Here is a 17,834-nt window from a genome sequence, read left to right on the forward strand (position 1 = left end):
AAAACTGAATCATATCGATTCAGTTTTTTCTTAGTATATTTACGACAGCAGCCGTTTCATTATTTTCTTTATAAACTCGCGGGATTCTTCTGTCTAACATACATGTCACTTCATAGTTAATTGTACCTAACATATCCGCTACTTCTTCTACCGCAATTTCTTCTTCACCTTGTTTACCGTAGAATACTACTTCATCCCCAACTTGTACTGGCATTGCTTTTGAAACGTCTAACATAAGTTGATCCATACAAACACGGCCAATAACAGGTACTCGAACTCCATTTATTAATGCATGCCCTTTATTAGATAACTGACGATTATATCCATCAGCATAGCCAATCGGTACAGTTGCAATCCATTCTTCACCAGTCGTTACATACGTATTCCCATAACTTACACCGCGATTCTTCTTCGCATGTTTAATATGAGCTACTTTTGATTTTAACGACAACGCAGGCTGTAAAGAAACGATTGCATGATCTACCTCTTTTGAAGGATACATTCCATATATTCCAATACCTACACGAACCATATTTTGAAATGTATTGCTAAGCTCCATTGAACCTGCACTATTTGAACTATGAATATATGGAATATGAATTCCTAATTCTTTTGCTGCATTGACAGCTTTCTCAAATAAACTTGTTTGCATATTCGTATATGATTTATCAATTTCATCTGCCGTAGAGTAATGTGTAAACATTCCTACTACCTCTACATACTCCATACGGTTTAATTCTTCTAAAAATGGTTTAACCTCTTCTTCTTGTAAACCGATACGACTCATTCCTGTATCAATTTTCACTTGAATTTGCGCTTTCTTTTGAAGACGGTTTGCGATTTCATTTATACCTTGTAAATCTTCACTTCTATAAACAGTCATCATAACGTCATATTGAATTGCCTCTTCCGCAGCTGCTACTGATGTATAACCTAAAATTAAAATCGGCACGTTAATTCCTGCTTCTCTTAACTCTATCGCTTCATCTACAAATGCAACTGCAAGCTGATCTATTCCTACTTCAATAGCAGCTTTCGCAACTTCAACCGCCCCGTGACCATACCCATTTGCTTTTACAGCCGCCATCATTGCAATATTTTCATCATTCACACGCTTTTTAAATTCTTTTACATTATCTTTTACTGCATTTAAGTCAACTTCAATAATTGTATCTCTTCCATATTTCAAACTCATTGGTCTAACTCCTAACTCAATAATTGCATTCCATTCTATTTCACGTTTCATATGACCTTTTACAATATAATACTTTTCAATATGCTAGTCAAACTACTAGAATTTTCAGAATTTTGAGTATGATATAATACCCTCAAGAAACTATTATATACGGAGAAGAGGAGAATTACAATGGTTGTTCAATCTGCCTTACATCAATTTAAAGTTGCTGTTGATACTTCTATTCAAATGCTTATGCAATATAAAGAAGACGAATTAAAAATACACCCCATTCACTCAAAGCGGTCATTATTTGAAATGTGGGCACATCTTTCTCTTATTTGCCATGCAGATTTACTCATTTTAAATGGTATTACAGAAAAACAACTACACACTTTCTATAAAGAACAAACGCCCAAAACAATTACGCAAATGCAAAAAACGATGCTACAGGGCTACGATTTACTTTCTAAAACTTTTTTATCCTATTCCAATGAAGAATTAGCGGAAATTAAGACTGCTTATTGGGGTATTTCTTATTCCCGCTTTGAATGGTTACTTGAAATTGTTGCCCACTTTTATCATCATCGTGGGCAAATTCATATTTTATTGTGCGAGCACATTAAAGATCCTAACATACCTTTATTCCAATAAAGGTATGTTAGACGACATGAAAATTCTCTAAAGCAAATAAAATACCACCTTCACTCGCCTTCTTTGTAACGAAATCAGCTTTTGTTTTTAGTACTTCTCCGCCATTCCCCATCGCAATACCTAATCCTACATACTGCAACATCTCAATATCGTTTCCACCGTCACCAAAAGCAATTGCTTCTGATTTACAAATGTTTAAGTGATCCAATACTTTTTGAATTGCGGTGAGCTTCGATACTTTATTATCTTCCAATACATTTATGACATAACCATGAAAACGGTCGAATGTAAGCATTGGGTATTTTTCAATAAATTTTTGAGATTCTATTTCATCCGCATACAAACATAAACAATAGATCTCTTCAGACAAATCCTTGCTTTTTTCAGGGTACTCCCCTAAATTTAACGTCTCGCTAAGCGCTTGCATTACACGCTCATTATCTGAGGCTATTCCGTTCATTGTAAAACCCTCAGTAAAATAAGAAACGCCGTGACCATGTAATTCTGCAAACTCTGAGATATCATGAACGATTTCACTTGAAAGTACCGATTTATGTAGAACTGTTTCCCCACACTTAATATGTGCACCATTTGCAGAAATAATTGTATGTATGCCCAGCTCTTTAAATTGCGAACATAAGCTATATGGTCTCCCTGTTGTAACAACTACGTGAATTCCTTGATCTATTAATCTTTGTATCGCTTCTTTTGTACTTTCGTGCATACTTCTATCAATCTCACTTAAAAGCGTACCGTCAACATCAAAAAACACTACTTTGTACACGGGTCTTTACATCCCGTCCAAATGATTCGTATCATTAATGAAATGTACCGTTTTTTGTTCGCCATCAATTTCAATTAAGCTTATTCCCGTATCTCCCATTTTAAAATAATAGTCCATTGAAATGGGCATTTTGAAAAACGCACGTAATAGACTATTTATTACACCACCGTGTGCAACGATTGCTATCCGTTCATACGTATTCTCTGTCACGATTTTAGAAAAGATTCCTTCTATTCTCATTCTAAATTCAATAAATGATTCCCCATTTTCAAAACGGTCATGAAGAAACTTTGGCTCTGGATATTTCTTTGCTTCTTCAAAAGATAGGCCTGCTTGCACTCCGTTATTAAACTCCATTAATTCCTCTTCTAGTTGAATTGGGCATCCAATTCCTTCAGCTAACGTTTCACCAGTTTCACGAGCACGCTTTAATGTACTTGCCCAAATGAAATCTGGTGGAAAATCTGCTTTCACTTTCTGTACAAGCCTTTGCACTTGCTGTCTTCCTTTTTCTGTTAATTCAAAGTCAGCTCGTCCTTCATGTACGTTTAAGATATCAGCTTCTGATTCTCCGTGGCGTATTAATAATATTTGCACTTGTTTCCCACTCCCTTGTTTAATATCCACAAAATTCCATTATATCATATTTTAAATTTTATTTAACAAAAATATATTACTTTGACAGTTTTTTAACCGTCTAGTAAACGTGTTATTCCACTTAACATTTCCAAACACTCTAAACTTATAATTCTTTGAAAAGTGACAAACAAAAAAGCCCTATCCATAATGGCAAAGGACTAATATTTTTTATCCTACTCAAAAATAAAAAGAGAAATGGCATCCCATTTCTCTTTTTCACTCTTATTGTTCTTTTTGTGTATCTGAAGAAGGCAATTTCTTCGCTTGTTTTTCTTTAAAGATTTCTCCAATTGCCCCGAGAGTACCAAGTGTTTCAATTGCATTAGACGGAATAAAGACTTTATTTGCTGGCCCTTTTGCAACCTCAATCAATGATTCAAATGATTTATAAGCAAGTATACGTTCATCTAAATTCGCTTCACGAAGTAATTCAATTCGGTTTTGTTCTGCTTTTGCGATTTCCTCGATCGCTCTTGCTTCCCCTTGCGCTTCTAATTCTTTTGCTTCTTTTATACCTTCAGCTTCTCGAATACGTGCTTCTTTATCACCTTCAGCCATTAAGATTTTACTTTGCTTTTCACCTTCAGCACGAAGAACTTTATCTTGTTTTGCAGCTTCAGCTTCTAAAATGATCGCACGTTTATTACGCTCTGCTTTCATTTGTTTTTCCATTGATGCTTGCACATCTTTCGGCGGATTAATATCAACAACTTCAACACGTTCAATACGAACGCCCCATTTTTCTGTTGCTTCATCAAGTGCTAAGCGAATTTCTGTTGAAATTTTTTCACGACCTGATAACGTTTCATCCAGTTCCATATTACCAATGATTTGACGCATCGTTGCAGAAGTAATGTTACGAACACCATATTCATAGTTTGAAATACCATATGTCGCAAGTTCCGGTTCCACAATTTGATAGAAAATAATTGTATCAATCTCTACTTGTACATTATCTTTCGTAATTACCTTTTGCGGTGGTACATTCGTTTGTTGAATACGTAAGTCATGATATACACGAACTCGATCTACAATCGGGATTAATAAATTTAATCCTGGCTGCATAACACGTTGAAACTTACCAAATCTTTCAACGACTCCAACTTTTTGCTGTGGAATAATTTTAATTGTTAACGCGATAAATGTAACAACAATTAGTGCTAAAATAATCGTTAATGTTAATGCTACTGCCATATTTATTCACTCTCCTTTTTAACTTGTAATATAGTACTATTCCTCTTTATAACAATAACTTTTTCTCCAACATCAATTGGATCATCTGCAATAGCTGTCCAAGTATCTCCATCCACCTTCACAATACCATTCGCTTCATTTGTAATCGCTTGCATAACAATGCCTTTTTTACCGACAAGCAAATCTACTGTATCAGTAAAACCTTTTGCTTCTCGAAAGTTTTTTGAAATTCTTTTCGTAAAGAAAGTCAATGTTAAACTTACAATCGCACCAGCAACAACTTGTAACAGTAGTGCTTCAGGGGCAAACAAAGCAATTAGACCTCCGACAACAGCTCCAATTCCAAGCCAAAGCATATAAAACGTAATCGACAACAGTTCCGCAATAAATAAAATACCAGCTATTATAAACCAAATTACCCAAGCAGCCATATGCAACCCTCGCTTTCTTTCTCATTTTCTATATGTATATGAAGAAAAGAATGGTTTATCCGCCCTTTCTTATACCGGGGCATTTACTACAAGCTATTGTACATATTCACTGTTATAAAAAGTATCAATAAAATACTATATTAATATATTCTTCATTATACATGACATTTCCTTTCAAAAAATGACAAAAAATTAAATTCTTTCACAATTCCAACTTTCAAATTATAATTATTCTAACTATTGGAATGTTTTTCCTCAGGAAGGTTGTGTACTTATTGCAAAATCGTTCACTAATTTACTATTTAGGCTCTAAAATATGCATTACTCTCGCTGACATCGTATACATCATGATTATTACAACTCATATGTATACCACAACGAAATCAGCTACATTAACCGCGCTTTTTCCATTAGTACAAGTCATAACTAATCTTATAGCAAATACATCTGCACCACTTATCATGAATCGTTTTTCATCTTATTCCTTACTTTTCACACTACAATGGACAAAAACTGTTCTATTATTTTTATTAATGATATTATTCCCAGCCCTTTCCTCAAACGTTGTAACACTATTCATTTTCATTTTTTTCATTTCTTTATGTAGCGGCTGGAGCGCACCGTTATTATACGGTATCCTTCCTCGCCTTACACGAAAAGAACAATTAGTAAAAGTAAATAGTATTTTTTCCTTTTCCACACAAATTGCGCAAGCCGCTGCTTATTCATTTACAAGTGTTATAGTTCTTCTTATCGGTGCTACTTCTACACTCATGATGAATAACATTTTGATGATTTTTGGGTGTGTTGCACTACACGTTTCATTACGTTCCATACATACTGAACGAGTAATTGAACCTTCTTCTTCAAAAGGCGCTGCTTTACTGGAAGGTTGGAAACTCTTATTTCAAAACCCCTCTCTCCGTACCGTTACATGTATGGACTTAATTGAGACTTTCGCAGGGACGATATGGATCGGCGCTATTACGATGGCTTATGTAACAACTGTCCTTCATAAAGGAGAAGAATGGTGGGGATATATTAACACAAGTTATTATGCAGGGACGTTAATTGGCGGGATATTAGCGTGGAAAATGAGTACATACATTCAAAACAATTTAATACGCTCCATGGCGATAGGCTCTCTTATGTTTAGTATTCTTACATTTTTATATGGTATGACAAGTAGCGGGTTTATTGCGCTTTTTCTATGCGTTCTAATGGGGCCATGTTATCAAATTAGAGATATTTCTCAAACGACGGTTTTACAATCCAGCGTCGCTCCTTCTTTATTATCCAAAATGTATACAGCACACGGCGCACTTCTTTCAACAGCTTCTGGTCTTTCTATGCTTAGCGTTGGCATTATTACCGACCTGTTCGGTGTTCGTACTATTTATATTCTCGCTTCTATCCTTATATTGTGCTCTGCTTGTTTATCATTTAACTTATTAAAATATGATAAAACAGAGAAAAAAGATATTTCACTTTTATGAACAAAATAAATAGGACAGGAATTCCTGTCCTATTTATTTTATTCATGATAAGTTAGGGATTTTCCGATGCTTTGTCGCTTGTTCAAAAGCGTATGCTAGTTTAATCAAGGTCCCCTCAGAAAAAGCAGTGCTTGCAAGAGTAATTCCAAACGGTCTTCCGTTATCCATATATCCCGCAGGTATCGCTATAGACGGATAACCTGCTTTCGCACATATAGTCGAGCCGATATAGGAAGGGAATAGAATCGCATCAAGATCATATTTTTTCAGTGCAAAATCAATACCTTGTTCTTGTGAAAAATATATATCTGCTAATCTTGCATTTAAATATTCTGGATTTCTTAACGTATTAGGAAAATCTTTTCTTCTTTCTAACTTAGTTTGTCCATATTTTAAAGCTCTTTCAGCTATGTTTTCATTAAACGCCATTAACTCTGAAATAGAATGTACTGGCATAGTAGAAGGTAATTTAGAAAGATAGTTATCTAAACTATGCTTTAATTCATAGAGCGATACTCCCCAGCTCCATTCTCTATGAAAAGACGGAATATCAATATTTTCTACTACTGTTGCTCCCTCACTACGCAATACTTCAATCGTTTCCTTAAACAATTTTTCATCATATTCACCAGTTTCATAATAATCTTTTGGTGCATTGCTATATACACCAATCTTTGCTCCATGTAAACCGTTAACATCAAGATATTTTGTATAATCATGTTCTGCTATACCTTCACTTTTATGAGTAGCTACATCCTTCTCGTCTACCCCAGTTAAACTCCCTAGCAAAATAGCAGCGTCTGTAACCGTTCTAGCAAATGGACCAGCTGTATCTTGCGAATACGTGAACGGAATAATGCCTCTACGACTAATTAGACCAACAGTCGGTTTAATACCGACTACAGAATTTTGAACAGCCGGGCTTAAAATAGAAGCATCCGTTTCCGTTCCAACAGATACTACTGTAAAGTTAGCAGCAACTGCAATCGCAGCCCCCGTACTAGAGCCACCAACAAACATATCATCCTCGCCCGTCCCATATGGATTGATTGTTTGTCCACCTCTTGCACTATATCCAGCCCACATGTCAAAAGACATTGCATTTGCTAATTCTGTCATATTTGTTTTTCCTATTATTACTGCTCCTGCTTCTCGAAGTTTCGTAACGAGAAATGCATCTTCACTACTTATATTTTGTTCCAGGGCAATCGTACCTGCACTTGTATGCATAGAGTCATTCGTTTCAATATTGTCCTTAAGTAAAACAGGTATACCATGTAATGGTCCCCGTCCACCTTTTGTCTTTCTTTCATAATCTAACGCTTCTGCAATAAAAATAGCGTCTGGATTGATTTCTAAAATAGAATTGATTTTTGGCCCTTCTTGATCATATTTCGCGATTCTATGAAGATAATACATAACTAATTCTTTTGAAGTTAATTGCCCAGCTTCCATCGCTACTTGTATATCATGAATTGTTAATTCTTTTTGTAATCGAGCATTGAACTGAATCTCCATCTTCATTCTCCTTCTTTAAAAGCTTTTATTGATAACGTGTATCTATTACTTTTTCATTTTCTCCGCTCCTCGCATATACAACTACAATCCCTTTCAAAGAATTCAACTTACCAATGTAAAAACCTTTTATTTCCTGAAAAATAAAAAAGTCTGAAACGATTAAATTTCCGCTTCAGACTCTTTTATTACTTTACATATACCTCATCTAACAAATGTAAAAACTCACCTTGTTTCCCAGCTAGTGCAGGGCATTTTGCAATATCAATCCATTTGTAGCAAAATACTAACCCTTGATCTTCCTCACCGGCACTTACAATATGTTCCCAATCATCTTTTACATCTGTTAGTAAAGTTACGTGGAAAAAATGCCGCTTTTGATATTCCTTTTTCTCTTTCACAAGTATGATGTAATCGGCTAGGAATCTTTCTATGCATAAATGACGTAATCCAGACTCTTCCTGTACTTCACGTAAAATTGCTGCTTCTAACGTTTCCCCTTCGTCAACTGTTCCCCCTGGTACTTGTATACCAGCTTCAGGTATATCACGATGTTTAAAAACAAGCAGTTGCATAACTCCTTCTTTTTCTCTTGTCACATATGCGTATACTTTTTTCTTATATAACACCGTCATAATCCTTCTCTCCCCTCAATTGCTCACTGCGTTACTTCTTCAAGCGTCAGTTGATTTTCATATAAATATGTAGCTTGTGGGTTACCCACATACCTTACGTGCCATGGTTCATATCGATAGCCCGTAAGCGATTCTTTCTCTTTTGTATATCGAATTACAAACCCAAATTTATGGGCATTTTCAGACAGCCACTGCCCTTCTTTCGTTTCACCAAAAATTGTCTCTAGCTGAAACTTAGCAGCTTGAGATGTAATATCCATAGCAAGCCCTGTTTGATGTTCACTCGTACCAGGAACCGCACTCGACATCGCTGTTTTTACTGCTCCATCTTGCTTTTTATACATCGTATTTAATGCTTTTTGTCGATCGAAAGATCTAAATCCCGATACTGCAAATAAGAAAATATGCTCCTTATCTGCTTGCTGAAACATTTCCTCTAGCGCCCCTGCTGCTTCTTTCCTCATTTTTTTCTTTTCTTGATCACCTTCACTTGAGTAGCGCACTTTCGGAATAACTAAATCTGGCGGTCTGTATCCATCTGGTAAACGTCTACTTTTATTCACAAGCACAAGCATCGAATTCGGATTACTAATTACCGCAATATCACCATCCATATTGGCAATCGTTTCTTTCGCTTTCGGAAATATGTTATTTACATTTACCTCGCGCGCCTGCTTATCCTTATACATTTTATAATTGATTCCTGCTACTCCAACAATGAGTATCATCGCTACGATACCAAGTAGTATCCATCTTTTTTTCATATAACGACCTCTTATTTTAATAATTTGGCCATTTCATACTCATCGATGTTCTCTCCACCGATAATAAGAGCTGCTCTTTTGACACCTTCTTTCTCAAATCCAACTTTTTTATATAGTGCCTGAGCTCTTGTATTGTGGGCCATTACCGTTAATTCTAAACGCCATACATCATGTAATCTTGCCCACTTCTCAGCCTCTTTAAACAATCTCGTCCCAATACCTCGCCCGCTATACTCTTGCAAAATACCAATTACAATACTTGCTACATGTCTCTTTCTTTGAATATGATTTCCATTCACTAAAATAAACCCTACTATACTTTCTTCTTCAACTGCTACGAATATTGTTGCATATTCATTTTCTATAAAGCGATGAATCATTTGTTCTTGTTGCTCGGCTGTAAATTTTCTTTCTCCTGGTTCATATAGCATGAATTTCGTTTCTTCATCTAGTTGCTTACTTAATTGCAAAAATGGTGCTGCATCTTCTATTTTGATCTCCCTAATCACTTCTATCACCCTACCCGTTTTATAATAAAAAGTTTTCCTTGTAAAAAGATTTTCTCTACTTTCCCGAAAATCCCTTTGTAAATCTCCCAGTATGATTTGACAAATTTCGATATTACTATAACAACGACAAATTATGTCTATTCTGTGACGTCTCATCATGACAAAAAACGCAAGCTTTACACTCACGTTTTTTCAGACTCTCCCACAAATTTATGTTTCATTTTATCCATTCACCTTTTCTGCCTGCCAGAAATATTCACCAAATGCTTTAGCAAGGGCATCAATCGATCGATTTAGTTCTTCCTCCGTATTATCTACGCCACCAACTTCAATTAATATCGCTTGTCCTGATAAGTCTTGATTGTAGACACCATTTCCTGTTTGGAATCCTTTTTGAATGACACCACGACTCACTCCTGGATATTTCTTATTAATTTCCTCATGAAGAGCTGTTGCTAATTGTAAGTTCTTTTCATAATTTTTATTACCTTTCCCTATTACGAAAGCAAGCTTTGCATATGATTTATCTCCAATTGCTTTTGTCGTGACATTTTTCCGAGCACTATCACGATGCAAGTCAAAGAAGTACTGCAGTTCTTTATTACCTGTCATTGCTTCTTGTACAATTTCCCGTGACACTTTGTAAGAACTATTACTATTTAACCCTTTACTAATCAACTTTTGACCGACATCAGTCTTGTCGTTAGTAGCTCCTATCCCTTCACTTTCTAATTGTTCACGAAATCGATCGCCCACTATTGAAATATTAGTGACGGAACTTGTTGCTTTATTCGGATTTGGATCGTTTGCTAAATTTAGTAACGGCAAATAAGATTCCCAACTATGCGAATGATAAATAAGCGCAACTTGTCTTTTTCCTGTTGTTTGAGACGGTTGCTTTTTCTCTTTGTTCGTATTTGGCTTTTGAGCCTGTCCGCCTTCACCAGTCCGTTCTTTTACCACTTCTTCAAGCGGAACGCTCGACTCTATCGGTAAGTTAGAGTAATTTGTCCCTTCACCCGCAATAACAATTTCTGTATCGTACTTTCCAAAACCAGGTAGCTCTTTTCCAACAAAACTGCGTACATCATTAAAACGAATATTCGTAGCCATAGAAAAGAGAAACGAAGAAATTGAAAAATCTTGATTTAAATTTCGATACTCCTGTGTAAAATAATGATTCTCTTTCCCAAGAACGTACATGTAACCATTCATCGATAACTCATTTAACCAATTATATAAATACGTTGACTTTGTCTCTTTCATAGAGGTTACCATCATACTAATAAGAAAAAAAGTCGCTAGTACTGTAGTAATAATAAATAAAACTAACTTACGTACACTTGTGAACTTCACATAAAAAAAGCCTCGATTCATACTATCACCCTCTCTATTTCAAGTTATGTACAAGCTCTAGAGAATAGACCGTCTAAATTCCGGCTATATTGTTAATGAGGTGAAATGAATTGAAGCTACTAATAGGAACATTACCCATTGTACTATCATTTATTTTTTATTGGCTTGCTAAGCATCCTACAATCCGTGTTGCTTTACATATTTCAGCGTACTTAGCACTTTATGTACTCGGTACAATTATTTCTATTAATATATATGATGTTTTAATACAAGATTTAGTTTTCATGACAAGCATTCATGGAATTTTACTAAATCCATTTTTTCTTATATCAGGAGGATATATAGGGATATACACCTTGCACTTAATCTTGTCTTACGTTATTACGAAAATAAAAAATGGAGCGTAATAAAATGCAACCACCATTCATCTGTCATACATGCAAAAAAAGAATTGTGCGAAAGAAAGATCTTATTATTGCCACATCGTACTTCCGCTTTTATTTATTTCACAGTGATTGCTTTAAACGACAGCAAGTGTTCATCTCACGATTTATCCCTGTAAATACGCTTTTTAATTTCTTTCTTATTATATACGGACTTATTTTTGGCAGCATGCTTATGATTACAGAACCATCTATTATTTGGGTGATTTTCTTATTTCCCATTTTATCTCGGTTTCTTTCCTATTATTATGTTGAACGTTTTTTCTCTACATAACGTGCAGACTGTCCTCTAGGAATACTTAGACATTCCCACTCATTTTCTTTTAACATCTTCCCAATGTAAATAATCTGTCCAATATGCAAAGCATAATGAGAAATTTGTCTTTCAATTGCTTGCATGACAGTATGTGCTTCACCGCGAATATATACCGTCTGTAATAAATCTTCTGGCGTTAGCACATGCATCGTTTTCAAAACATATTCCCATCCTTCATTCCATGCTGCGAGAACCTCTTCCTTAGAATGATAACCATCTTCAAATTCAGCGTCTCGGTTACGATTTATTTTTTCACCATCAGATGTTAAAAAATCCGTCCATCTAGAACGCATATTACCTTGCAGATGCTTTATAATAACCGCTATACTATTTGTTGCTTCATGAGAAGACCATTCAATCTGTTCATATGATAATTGAGAAAGCACCCGTTCCCCTTGTTTCTTTGTTGCTTCAAAATTCGAAATGGCACATTGTAAATATTCTCGTCCAATATCCATGTTCCCCCGCCTTTACACTAACTAATTTTCGTTCCATTTGGTAATTCCATATTGGGCTGAAGTAATACGACATCACCGGCTTCAGGTACTCCCCCTAAAACAAGCACTTCTGATTTAAATCCAGCTACACGTTTTGGCGGAAAATTTACAACAGCAACGATTTGCTGACCGATTAAATCTTCTGGGGTATATCTCTTCGTAATTTGAGCACTTGACTGCTTAATTCCAAGCTCTCCAAAATCAATTTCTAGTTTAATCGCTGGAACTCTTGCTTCTTTAAATTCCTCTGCATGTGTTACAGTTCCAATTCGTAAATCCAAAGCTAAAAAATCTTCAAAATTAGCCATTTTATCATTCCTCCCATTTATTACTTAGACAAAACAATAAAATCCCCTTTAAAAAAAGAAAGGCGCCTAAGCACCTTTCTTTTGTAGTTCACTTGATTCATTTGATTTATAGAAGAAGAAACCAAGAATCCCGCCAATACATGATGGGATTAACCATCCTATTCCTTCATTATATAATGGTAACATTTGTAGTACGTTAGAAATCGCGTCAATTTTAATGTTCGCACTTTCTAAACCGTTAAAGAAACTAATTAACAATGCGCCTAGAATAGCTCCAATATAAATGGTATTACGCTTCCCAATCCATTTATGGAAGTAAGAAAGTACGATTAATACGATTGCAACTGGATAAATGATCATTAACACTGGTAAAGTAACTGTGATTAATTGTGTTAAACCTAGGTTAGATACAATTAAACTAAACACACATACCATCGTTACAATCGCTTTATGCGAAAGTTTAGGGAATAAGTTTGTAAAGAAGCCAGCACAAGCTGATGTTAATCCAACAGAAGTTGTTAAACAAGCGAGTATAATAACGAGCCCTAATAAAATTTTACCACTTGTTCCATATAACTCATTTACAACATTCGTTAAAATAAGTCCACCATTCTCTGATACACCAAGTGATGTACTTGTTGAACCAAGATAAGCAAGTGATAAATAAATTAACGTTAAACCAAGTACTGCAATAATACCTGATACTACTGTTATTTTTGCAACTTGACTACTTTCTTTTATTCCTTTAGAACGGATAACTTGTACAACGACAATTCCAAATACAAGCGCACTAATTGCATCCATCGTTAAATATCCTTGTATAAATCCACCAAAGAAAGCATTTTCTTTGTATGCTGCTAGCGGCGCAGCTGGTTCTCCAATTGGATCAATAATTGCCTTTCCAACAATAACAGCAACAATCAATACTAACAATGGTGTAAGAAATTTTCCGAACCAATCCACTAATTTAGATGGATTTAATGATAAATACCAAGTTATTCCGAAGAAAACTATCGTGAAAAGAAATAGCATGTACCATTCGGAAACCAATGCCTCTGATAAAAATGGCTTCATACCCATTTCAAATGAAACGGCTCCAGTACGCGGAATCGCGAAAAATGGTCCAATTGCTAAATAACTAATCAATGGGAAAATAAACGCGAATATTGGGTGAACTCTAGAAGATAGCGCTTTCAAGTCCCCCTCTACAAACGCGACAGCTGTTACAGCTAATAGGGGTAATCCGACTCCCGTCACAAGGAATCCAATTGTAGCAATCCAAACATTCTCTCCAGCTTGTTGCCCTAAAACTGGTGGGAAAATTAAATTTCCTGCTCCTAAAAATAGTGCAAATAACATTAAACCGATTGCTACCGTATCACCTGGCCTTAAACGTCCCTTCATACTTTTCATTTGCATAGCACTTTTTCATTGTTTATCTCTATTTTCACAATATGCTATGCATCCTCCTCTCTGCTCAAGCTGATAAAATATGCCCCTTACAAAGCAGTGTCTTTCTCCATAATTTCTCCATTCCCCTTATTTTTACTCTAATTATTAATTTTTGATTTTTTTGAATATTTAACTCATTAGAGTGGTATTGCGTGGAGTATAGTTGTCAGACCTCTTTGTTTTTATCACACATATAGTAACATATTTAGTTGAAAAATAAAAACATATTTTCAAATTGATTTTTTTGAAAATCAAAATTATCTACATTTTTTATTCTTTTACACAAATATTGTTACAATCTCGACTTTTATCCTATCATTATTTTTAAATAACTTTATTCAAGTAACATAACAAAAACCATCCAACATAATTAGATGGCTTTTGCATGTTACTCTATCGTTTCAACTTCGCGTGGATTTTTCATCTCTTCCACATACACAACTCTAAATCCGTGATCTTCTAAATCTTTCAGTAACGTCTCTAATTCACCGTCGTTAAACTCTTCTCCTAATGTAAACATAATTCTCCGAACTAATAAGGCATCATTATCAAAAGTCATTAAACTTTGGATACCTGTATATTTCTTTAATACTGTCGATAATTTTTGAATGGCCCCATTATAATCTTGTGTCCCAATCATGACAGAATATTTACTAGAATGAACGCCCCAAGCATCTTCTAATAACTCGAAAACCTTTTTATGCGTTAAAATTCCAAGAAAGACTCCATTTTCATCAACTACTGATAAATAAGGTAATTTTTTTATTGTAAAAAATACTTTAAAGAACGAAGAATCTTCTCTAACATAACCTTCTTTATCGTTTAATAATTGTACTACACTCTCTTCCAGCGAACCTTTATATTCTAAAATATCTACTTTGTATACATTCCCTAAATATTTCTCTTTTTTTTCATCTAAAACTGGTACACAACGATACCCAGTTTTATTTAAATGCTCCAGTGCTTCCCCTATCGTAATTGAACTTGAGCAAAATAAAACTTCCTTTTTCGGCACATAATTCCCTTTAATCCTCATAAACAGCCTCCTTATGTTAAAATACTTTCTGTGCCATAACTATATTATATTTTCAGAAAAAAATAAATAATTTATTTTACTTTTCTGAAAATTATTCATTTTCTTGTCATAATTTATTCACGTTTCATTCACTTATATCCCCTACAATACTAAATTTCTTTAAGAAAAATATATTGTAACTTACGCCGAAAAAAGCTAAAATAAGAATAAGAATTTTCTGAATATTCTAAGAGTAGGTGATTACATGTCTTTATTGCGCTCACATATATGTAAATTTATCGTTGGTGTTCTCATTATATTTATCATTAGTCCTATTCCTGCATTACTCATTACACATAAATACTCATACATAACTGGCTTTATAAGCATTTTTCATAACTTCGCACAACTTTCTTCTATAACAATTCCAAAGATTGATTGGATGCACGAATCTATCTTTTTCTCAGCAAATCAAATGGTTCATACTTCTAATCATTCAACACCGTTATTCCCTTACATATGGGAAATATATTTTTTATCGATTGTTCGTTTTACCTTTACTCTTGCGATTGGATTCTTTATCAGCTTAGGGATCGGCCATTTATTTTTTAAAGCACCTCAATCGGTTAAGAAGTTCACTTATTTATTAAAATGGATACCGTACTCTTTTTGTACTGTATTATTACAATGTTCGGTCTTATTACTACTCCTATACATCGCAAAATTGATAAAGCTTCCTTACTACTCATCTTTTATCATCGTTTGTAGTACTTCCATGATTATCGTTATGCAAGCAATAAAAAAGTGGGTTCCTTTCTTAAGTAACACCAATGAATATGAAATAAAACAATCTTCTTTCCTTGTAGATACATTGTTTTTAGCGCTTACTTCGAATCATAAATCTATTCTAGGTTCCATTATTCTTTCATTCGTTATTATGGAATGCGTTTTTCATGCAAGCGGACTATTGCAATTTGTCGTTCAATTCGGTGGAAATGCACCTGTTATTGTTACAATTAGCTTATTACTTTTGTATATCCCGTATTGCATACTCTCTTTCCTTCAAACACTATGGACGACAAATCACGTTAAACAACAATCATACGCTTTAACGAGAAGTATTCCAAAACCTTAATTTGAAATAACCCTCTATAATCTGAAAGTAGGGGGTTATTCCTTTTGGATAGCGGACAAAATAACAGCAAATTCAAAAACTATTGCAGAAACATGCCAATATTTACCCTTTTTCTTTGACTATTCTTTTCGTTTGGATTTATTATAAAAGCATAACATAATCGCAGGAGGTGACATCTTTATTCCAAACTACGGAATAGAGAACACACTTGGACATATTAAATATTTTTCTCATCTTTGTGCTCATCCTTATTTCCGGCTTTTTCGTTGCATCAGAATTCGCTGTTGTAAAAGTACGAAAAAGTCGCATTGACCAACTTGCAAATGAAGGCAATAAACAAGCTTTAGCTGCAAGAAGTGTCCTATCTAATTTAGATGTTTATTTATCAGCTTGTCAGCTCGGGATTACGATTACTTCTTTAGGGCTTGGTTGGCTTGGTGAACCGACTGTGGAACATTTACTACGACCGCTCTTTGAAAAGATTAATATTACTGGAACAATGGCGAATACTTTATCCTTTATTATTGCTTTTAGTGTTATTACATTTTTCCATGTTGTATTAGGTGAATTAGTTCCAAAGTCTTTCGCCATTCAAAAAGCTGAAGCAATCACACTTAAGTTTGCACGACCACTTATTTTATTTGATAAAATTATGTATCCATTCATTTGGCTACTTAATAGTACGGCAATCTTTTTCACAAAACTACTCGGTTTAGAGCCTGCGAAAGAAAATGAACTTGCCCATTCTGAAGAGGAACTACGACTCATTTTAGGTGAAAGTTTCAAAAGCGGCGAAATAAACCAAACCGAATATAAATATGTAAATAATATTTTTGAATTTGACGACCGGGTCGCGAAAGAAATTATGGTCCCTCGTACAGAAATGATTTGCTTATCTACTGAAAATACGTTAGAAGAGAATATGGATATCGTCGCAACTGAAAAGTATACACGCTATCCGATCATCGAAAAAGATAAAGATGATATTATCGGTATGATCAATACGAAAGAAGTATTTCACGATCAAACGAAAGGCATTCATAAACCACTTGAATCTTACATACATCCAGTACTAACTGTATTTGAAACTGTTCCAATTCGCAAAACATTAGTACATCTACAAAAGAATCGCGTTCAGATGGCAATCATTATGGATGAATATGGTGGTACTGCTGGACTTTTAACAATGGAAGATATTCTTGAAGAAATCATTGGAGAAATTCAAGATGAGTTTGATGCGGATGAATCACCTATGATTGAAAAACGTACGCCGAAGCTTACTGTTTTAGATGGGAAGGTGCTCATTTCTGAAGTAAATGATATGTTTGGCCTGCATATTGATGATAGCGATTTAGATACAATTGGAGGCTGGCTCCTCTCTCAAGCAGTTGATTTAAATATTGAAGCTGGTTATTCCATTGAATTTGCCGGTTTTCAATTTAAAGCACTAGAACTTGATGGACATCAAGTGAAAAAAATTGCGGTACATAAATTAGACACGAAGAAGGAGTTATAAA

Annotated in this window: 20 protein-coding genes; 6 read left to right on the forward strand and 14 right to left on the reverse strand. The window is 34.8% G+C overall.

Annotated elements, in window-relative coordinates:
• Window positions 1-19: 19 nt before the first annotated feature.
• Window positions 20-1,195 (reverse strand): alanine racemase, encoded by a 1,176-nt coding sequence (gene alr, locus DM800_RS01620; RefSeq protein WP_147786272.1) that lies wholly within the window; start codon window positions 1,193-1,195, stop codon window positions 20-22.
• A gap of 171 nt (window positions 1,196-1,366) precedes the next feature.
• Between alr and DM800_RS01625 the strand changes: the two genes are divergently transcribed.
• A complete protein-coding gene (locus DM800_RS01625; protein ID WP_137014330.1) occupies window positions 1,367-1,828 on the forward strand; it encodes a DinB family protein in 462 nt (153 codons plus the stop codon).
• A 7-nt stretch (window positions 1,829-1,835) separates the two neighbouring features.
• Here DM800_RS01625 and DM800_RS01630 read toward each other — a convergent pair whose 3' ends face one another.
• The 4 genes from DM800_RS01630 to DM800_RS01645 all read right to left on the reverse strand — a co-directional run bounded on the left by DM800_RS01630 (window position 1,836) and on the right by DM800_RS01645 (window position 4,876).
• Complete coding sequence (locus tag DM800_RS01630; protein WP_087982735.1) at window positions 1,836-2,612, reverse strand: Cof-type HAD-IIB family hydrolase; 777 nt, start codon at window positions 2,610-2,612, stop codon at window positions 1,836-1,838.
• A 6-nt stretch (window positions 2,613-2,618) separates the two neighbouring features.
• Window positions 2,619-3,209, reverse strand: a complete 591-nt coding sequence (locus DM800_RS01635; RefSeq protein ID WP_033656322.1) for a histidine phosphatase family protein — start codon at window positions 3,207-3,209, stop codon at window positions 2,619-2,621.
• A gap of 264 nt (window positions 3,210-3,473) precedes the next feature.
• Window positions 3,474-4,445 (reverse strand): SPFH domain-containing protein, encoded by a 972-nt coding sequence (locus DM800_RS01640; RefSeq protein WP_046954938.1) that lies wholly within the window; start codon window positions 4,443-4,445, stop codon window positions 3,474-3,476.
• A 2-nt stretch (window positions 4,446-4,447) separates the two neighbouring features.
• Window positions 4,448-4,876 carry an NfeD family protein gene (locus DM800_RS01645; protein ID WP_087982739.1) on the reverse strand — a complete coding sequence of 143 codons (429 nt, stop codon included), beginning with the start codon at window positions 4,874-4,876 and terminating at the stop codon, window positions 4,448-4,450.
• A 275-nt stretch (window positions 4,877-5,151) separates the two neighbouring features.
• Here DM800_RS01645 and DM800_RS01650 point away from each other — a divergent pair, with 275 nt between their 5' ends.
• Window positions 5,152-6,372 carry an MFS transporter gene (locus tag DM800_RS01650; RefSeq protein ID WP_147786273.1) on the forward strand — a complete coding sequence of 407 codons (1,221 nt, stop codon included), beginning with the start codon at window positions 5,152-5,154 and terminating at the stop codon, window positions 6,370-6,372.
• Window positions 6,373-6,414: 42 nt separating this feature from the next.
• On the opposite strand, the gene DM800_RS01655 is transcribed toward DM800_RS01650, so the two are convergent.
• From DM800_RS01655 to spoIIP, 5 genes are all read right to left on the reverse strand, one after another.
• Window positions 6,415-7,890, reverse strand: a complete 1,476-nt coding sequence (locus DM800_RS01655; protein WP_097906684.1) for an amidase family protein — start codon at window positions 7,888-7,890, stop codon at window positions 6,415-6,417.
• A 185-nt stretch (window positions 7,891-8,075) separates the two neighbouring features.
• Window positions 8,076-8,522, reverse strand: a complete 447-nt coding sequence (locus DM800_RS01660; RefSeq protein ID WP_147786274.1) for an NUDIX hydrolase — start codon at window positions 8,520-8,522, stop codon at window positions 8,076-8,078.
• Window positions 8,523-8,545: 23 nt separating this feature from the next.
• Window positions 8,546-9,286: a M15 family metallopeptidase gene (locus DM800_RS01665; RefSeq protein ID WP_088609016.1), complete on the reverse strand. Its 741-nt coding sequence runs from the start codon at window positions 9,284-9,286 to the stop codon at window positions 8,546-8,548.
• Between the two features lie 11 nt (window positions 9,287-9,297).
• Window positions 9,298-9,795 carry a GNAT family N-acetyltransferase gene (locus DM800_RS01670; RefSeq protein ID WP_147786275.1) on the reverse strand — a complete coding sequence of 166 codons (498 nt, stop codon included), beginning with the start codon at window positions 9,793-9,795 and terminating at the stop codon, window positions 9,298-9,300.
• 222 nt (window positions 9,796-10,017) lie between these two features.
• The gene (spoIIP, locus tag DM800_RS01675; RefSeq protein ID WP_147786276.1) at window positions 10,018-11,172 is read right to left on the reverse strand and encodes a stage II sporulation protein SpoIIP; all 1,155 of its coding nucleotides are present in this window, start codon (window positions 11,170-11,172) and stop codon (window positions 10,018-10,020) included.
• Window positions 11,173-11,261: 89 nt separating this feature from the next.
• On the opposite strand from spoIIP, the gene DM800_RS01680 reads away from it, so the two are divergent.
• Entirely contained in the window at window positions 11,262-11,558 is a 297-nt protein-coding gene (locus DM800_RS01680) for a hypothetical protein (protein WP_088609014.1), read from the forward strand.
• 4 nt (window positions 11,559-11,562) lie between these two features.
• Window positions 11,563-11,868, forward strand: a complete 306-nt coding sequence (locus DM800_RS01685; RefSeq protein WP_147786335.1) for a permease — start codon at window positions 11,563-11,565, stop codon at window positions 11,866-11,868.
• Here DM800_RS01685 and DM800_RS01690 read toward each other — a convergent pair.
• The 4 genes from DM800_RS01690 to cbpA form a co-directional block, all read right to left on the reverse strand.
• On the reverse strand, window positions 11,841-12,368 hold the full coding sequence (locus tag DM800_RS01690; RefSeq protein ID WP_088063120.1) for a DUF1572 domain-containing protein: 528 nt from the start codon (window positions 12,366-12,368) through the stop codon (window positions 11,841-11,843). The two genes, DM800_RS01685 and DM800_RS01690, sit on opposite strands and share 28 nt — an antisense overlap.
• 17 nt (window positions 12,369-12,385) lie before the next feature.
• Window positions 12,386-12,715, reverse strand: a complete 330-nt coding sequence (csaA, locus tag DM800_RS01695; protein ID WP_046954946.1) for a chaperone CsaA — start codon at window positions 12,713-12,715, stop codon at window positions 12,386-12,388.
• 66 nt (window positions 12,716-12,781) lie between these two features.
• On the reverse strand, window positions 12,782-14,119 hold the full coding sequence (brnQ4, locus tag DM800_RS01700) for a branched-chain amino acid transport system II carrier protein BrnQ4 (RefSeq protein ID WP_395940407.1): 1,338 nt from the start codon (window positions 14,117-14,119) through the stop codon (window positions 12,782-12,784).
• Between the two features lie 436 nt (window positions 14,120-14,555).
• On the reverse strand, window positions 14,556-15,203 hold the full coding sequence (gene cbpA / locus DM800_RS01705) for a cyclic di-AMP binding protein CbpA (protein WP_088063119.1): 648 nt from the start codon (window positions 15,201-15,203) through the stop codon (window positions 14,556-14,558).
• 244 nt (window positions 15,204-15,447) lie between these two features.
• On the opposite strand from cbpA, the gene DM800_RS01710 reads away from it, so the two are divergent.
• Both DM800_RS01710 and DM800_RS01715 read left to right on the forward strand, forming a co-directional pair.
• A complete protein-coding gene (locus DM800_RS01710) occupies window positions 15,448-16,317 on the forward strand; it encodes a hypothetical protein (protein WP_147786277.1) in 870 nt (289 codons plus the stop codon).
• Between the two features lie 208 nt (window positions 16,318-16,525).
• Window positions 16,526-17,833 (forward strand): hemolysin family protein, encoded by a 1,308-nt coding sequence (locus DM800_RS01715; RefSeq protein WP_000353742.1) that lies wholly within the window; start codon window positions 16,526-16,528, stop codon window positions 17,831-17,833.
• The last annotated feature ends 1 nt before the right edge of the window (window position 17,834 follow it).

The sequence above is a fragment of the Bacillus sp. AY18-3 genome (genome assembly GCF_008042305.1).
Taxonomy (GTDB): Bacteria; Bacillota; Bacilli; order Bacillales; family Bacillaceae_G; genus Bacillus_A; species Bacillus_A wiedmannii.

Coding starts and splice junctions, on each gene's coding strand:
- alr (WP_147786272.1), bottom strand. CDS start 1,195: ATGAGTTTGAAATATGGAAGAGATACAATTATTGAAGTTGACTTAAAT.
- DM800_RS01625 (WP_137014330.1), top strand. CDS start 1,367: ATGGTTGTTCAATCTGCCTTACATCAATTTAAAGTTGCTGTTGATACT.
- DM800_RS01640 (WP_046954938.1), bottom strand. CDS start 4,445: ATGGCAGTAGCATTAACATTAACGATTATTTTAGCACTAATTGTTGTT.
- DM800_RS01645 (WP_087982739.1), bottom strand. CDS start 4,876: ATGGCTGCTTGGGTAATTTGGTTTATAATAGCTGGTATTTTATTTATT.
- DM800_RS01655 (WP_097906684.1), bottom strand. CDS start 7,890: ATGGAGATTCAGTTCAATGCTCGATTACAAAAAGAATTAACAATTCAT.
- DM800_RS01660 (WP_147786274.1), bottom strand. CDS start 8,522: ATGACGGTGTTATATAAGAAAAAAGTATACGCATATGTGACAAGAGAA.
- DM800_RS01665 (WP_088609016.1), bottom strand. CDS start 9,286: ATGAAAAAAAGATGGATACTACTTGGTATCGTAGCGATGATACTCATT.
- spoIIP (WP_147786276.1), bottom strand. CDS start 11,172: ATGAATCGAGGCTTTTTTTATGTGAAGTTCACAAGTGTACGTAAGTTA.
- DM800_RS01685 (WP_147786335.1), top strand. CDS start 11,563: ATGCAACCACCATTCATCTGTCATACATGCAAAAAAAGAATTGTGCGA.
- DM800_RS01690 (WP_088063120.1), bottom strand. CDS start 12,368: ATGGATATTGGACGAGAATATTTACAATGTGCCATTTCGAATTTTGAA.
- csaA (WP_046954946.1), bottom strand. CDS start 12,715: ATGGCTAATTTTGAAGATTTTTTAGCTTTGGATTTACGAATTGGAACT.
- brnQ4 (WP_395940407.1), bottom strand. CDS start 14,119: ATGAAGGGACGTTTAAGGCCAGGTGATACGGTAGCAATCGGTTTAATG.
- cbpA (WP_088063119.1), bottom strand. CDS start 15,203: ATGAGGATTAAAGGGAATTATGTGCCGAAAAAGGAAGTTTTATTTTGC.
- DM800_RS01710 (WP_147786277.1), top strand. CDS start 15,448: ATGTCTTTATTGCGCTCACATATATGTAAATTTATCGTTGGTGTTCTC.